We start from the raw sequence: 2,691 nt of genomic DNA, 5'->3' as shown, positions 1-2,691 counted from the left end.
ACAGCGATAATTGTGGTACTAGTGGTTTCTATAACTATGAGTACACTTGCAGTTGCACCAAACGCTGATGCACAAGAAACAACACCATATCCATCAAGGGAAAAAACAATCTCAGTAACTGGAATGGCTAGTGCATCTGTAAAACCAGATCAACTCAACATCAACTTTGGTGTAGAAACGCAGGAAAAGACAGCTAAAGCAGCACTTGATTCAAACTCTGCAGATATGGATAAAATAATTTCAGCGATAAAATCGGCTGGAATTTCAGAGTCAGAGATTAGCACGAGTTCATTTAACATCTCACCTGTCTACAATTCCTATGAGAATAAAACTACTGGAATGTGGACTCAGGAACTTGTAGGATACAGAGTATCAAATATTGTTACAGTCAGTACAGCTAAACTTGACAGTGCAGCAAGCATAATTGACAATGCAGTTAATGCAGGTACAAATAGAGTCGACAATGTTTACTTTGCCTTATCTCCTGCAAAGCAACAAAGTCTAAAAGATGATTTGCTTGGAAAAGCAGTCACAAATGCCAAATCCAAGGCAGAGATGGCTCTAGCTCCACTTGATCACAAAATAATTGGAGTCAAGATGGTTTCATTGAATGAATTTGCAATGCCTCAACCAATGTATGGAGGAGTTGCATATTCAATGTCTGAAGCTGTAAGAGCACCAACACCAGTATTCTCATCTGACCAAGACGTCACTACAAGTGTCAACGTTGTATTCATTATTGGAAGCAACTAGGCATTTTATTTTTTATTTTTTATTTGAAATGATCTGAATCTGAACATTATGTTAATTTAAAATGCTTTGATATTTGGATAGACATCTTATGAATTAAAAATAGGATTTTTAATTGTAACAAGTGAGAATAGTAAAAGTATTTTAAACTTGTAAAACGGCTGTGGTTGACAACAAAATTGACAGTCGAAAACGAAAAAATCAATCGTTCTGCATGGCTCATACTTGGAACACTGAGTTGTTTAGGATTAATTGCAATGTACGGAGAAACAATGCTTCTTCCGGCAATACCTGCTTTGATTGAAGACTTTGAAATACCATATAACACTTCAGCATGGATCCTATCAACATACATGATTGCAGGTGCAGTTGCAACACCAATTGCTGGAAAATTATCAGATGTGTATGGTAGAAAAAAAGTTTTGTTAATAGTAATGTCAATTTATTCTGCAGGAATTTTAGCAGGGGGATTTGCTGATAGTTTTCCATTTATGCTTGCTGCAAGAGCGGCTCAAGGAATTGGTATAGCAATGTTCCCAATAGCATTTGGAATAATCAGAGAGGTACTGCCAGAAAAGAAATTAGCAGTAGGCCAATCAATATTTTCTTCAACGTTTCCAGCTGGGGCAACCATAGGGCTGTTAATGGGGGCGAACATAGTTCAACACTATGGATGGCATGCAACATTTTTCACAGTTTTTCCTATAGCAGTATTACTTGGAATTTTTATACTGAAATTCATTCATGTTACGCCTTTACCAAATAGCTCAGAAAAGAAAATCTCAATTGACATTAAAGGTTCGATATTTCTTTCAATTACAATTATTTCATTCCTAGTAGGTATTTCATATATTCAAAACAGTGAAGGAGAAATTTATGAGTCATTGGCATTTTTTGCAACGACAATAATTTCATTATTTGTGTTTATCATAATTGAGAAAAGAACAGAATCACCACTAATCGATTTGAAGCTATTGAAAAATAAGATGTTGTTATTTGGAATTATGATTTTGTTAATAGTTGGATTGTGTACGTTTATGGTATATCAGACAATACCAATCATGATACAAAGTCCACAACCGTTAGGATTTGGTGGAACTGAACTAACAACTGCAGCAATTCAGATGCCATTTATGATAATTTTTCTAGTTGGTAGTATATCATCGGGTTTTGCATTAGAAAAGATTGGAAATAAAAGACTTGTTTTGATTGGAACAATTCTAGGTTCAATTGGATTTTTAAGTATACTATTGTTTCACTCCTCTGACTTTATGCTTACGGTTACACTTGCAGTGATTGCTGCAGGATTGTCACTAGCATTTATCGGTGGATTTAATGTTGTTTTGTTATCTACACCAATACAGTTTGCAGGAATTGCACTAGGGATGACTTTACTGCTTAATTTGATTGGCCAATCAATTGGGCCATCAATTGCCGGAATGTTTCAGCAAATGCATCGTGGCACAGTAACAGGCATTTCAGGAAGTTTTCCAACACCAGAGGCATATAATTTGATATTTCTTACAGCATTTGCAATATCGTTAACATCGGTTGTATTTGCAATATCATTGAATAGAAAGGTCACAGTACAAAATATCTAAAGATTTTTAGAAATCTCTTTTTTTGTATCTTCAATTGATTTCCAGACTTGTTTGCTTTCGGCATACAGACGGTCGGCCATATCTGAATTCTTACGCTCTCGTGCATTTTCATAGAGTTTGCATATTTTCTTGTGAGACTCAATTAGGGATTCTAGTTTTTCCTTCAACTCTGGTTTTGTCAGATCTTTTGGAAAATCGTAATTGCTCATCAAATGTATAGTGTAACCAAACTAGATATGCTTTAGTGATAAATTATATCAAATAATGGAAAAACATCATGTAATGTTGATTTTTTTGACAATGATGATGATCGCATGTGAAAAACAAACTTAAATTCACA

Annotated in this window: 3 protein-coding genes; 2 read left to right on the top strand and 1 reads right to left on the bottom strand. The window is 34.9% G+C overall.

The window, feature by feature from the left end:
- Together BG20_RS04815 and BG20_RS04810 are read left to right on the top strand one after the other, a co-directional pair.
- The coding region (locus BG20_RS04815) for an SIMPL domain-containing protein (protein WP_010191596.1) at positions 1-753 on the top strand (753 nt) is incomplete at its 5' end.
- Between the two features lie 176 nt (positions 754-929).
- Positions 930-2,351, top strand: a complete 1,422-nt coding sequence (locus tag BG20_RS04810) for an MFS transporter (RefSeq protein ID WP_133936242.1) — start codon at positions 930-932, stop codon at positions 2,349-2,351.
- Here BG20_RS04810 and BG20_RS04805 read toward each other — a convergent pair.
- Complete coding sequence (locus BG20_RS04805) at positions 2,348-2,560, bottom strand: hypothetical protein (protein WP_010191593.1); 213 nt, start codon at positions 2,558-2,560, stop codon at positions 2,348-2,350. The two genes, BG20_RS04810 and BG20_RS04805, sit on opposite strands and share 4 nt — an antisense overlap.
- Between the last annotated feature and the right edge of the window lie 131 nt (positions 2,561-2,691).

The organism is Candidatus Nitrosarchaeum limnium BG20, from assembly GCF_000241145.1.
Lineage (GTDB): Archaea > Thermoproteota > Nitrososphaeria > Nitrososphaerales > Nitrosopumilaceae > Nitrosarchaeum > Nitrosarchaeum limnae.
The sequence above is the reverse complement of the archived record's forward strand: the minus strand, read 5'-3'. Positions and strand labels throughout refer to the sequence as shown.

Bases quoted from the DNA above. Each gene is read 5' to 3' on its own strand.
- BG20_RS04805 (WP_010191593.1), bottom strand. From the start codon at position 2,560: ATGAGCAATTACGATTTTCCAAAAGATCTGACAAAACCAGAGTTGAAG.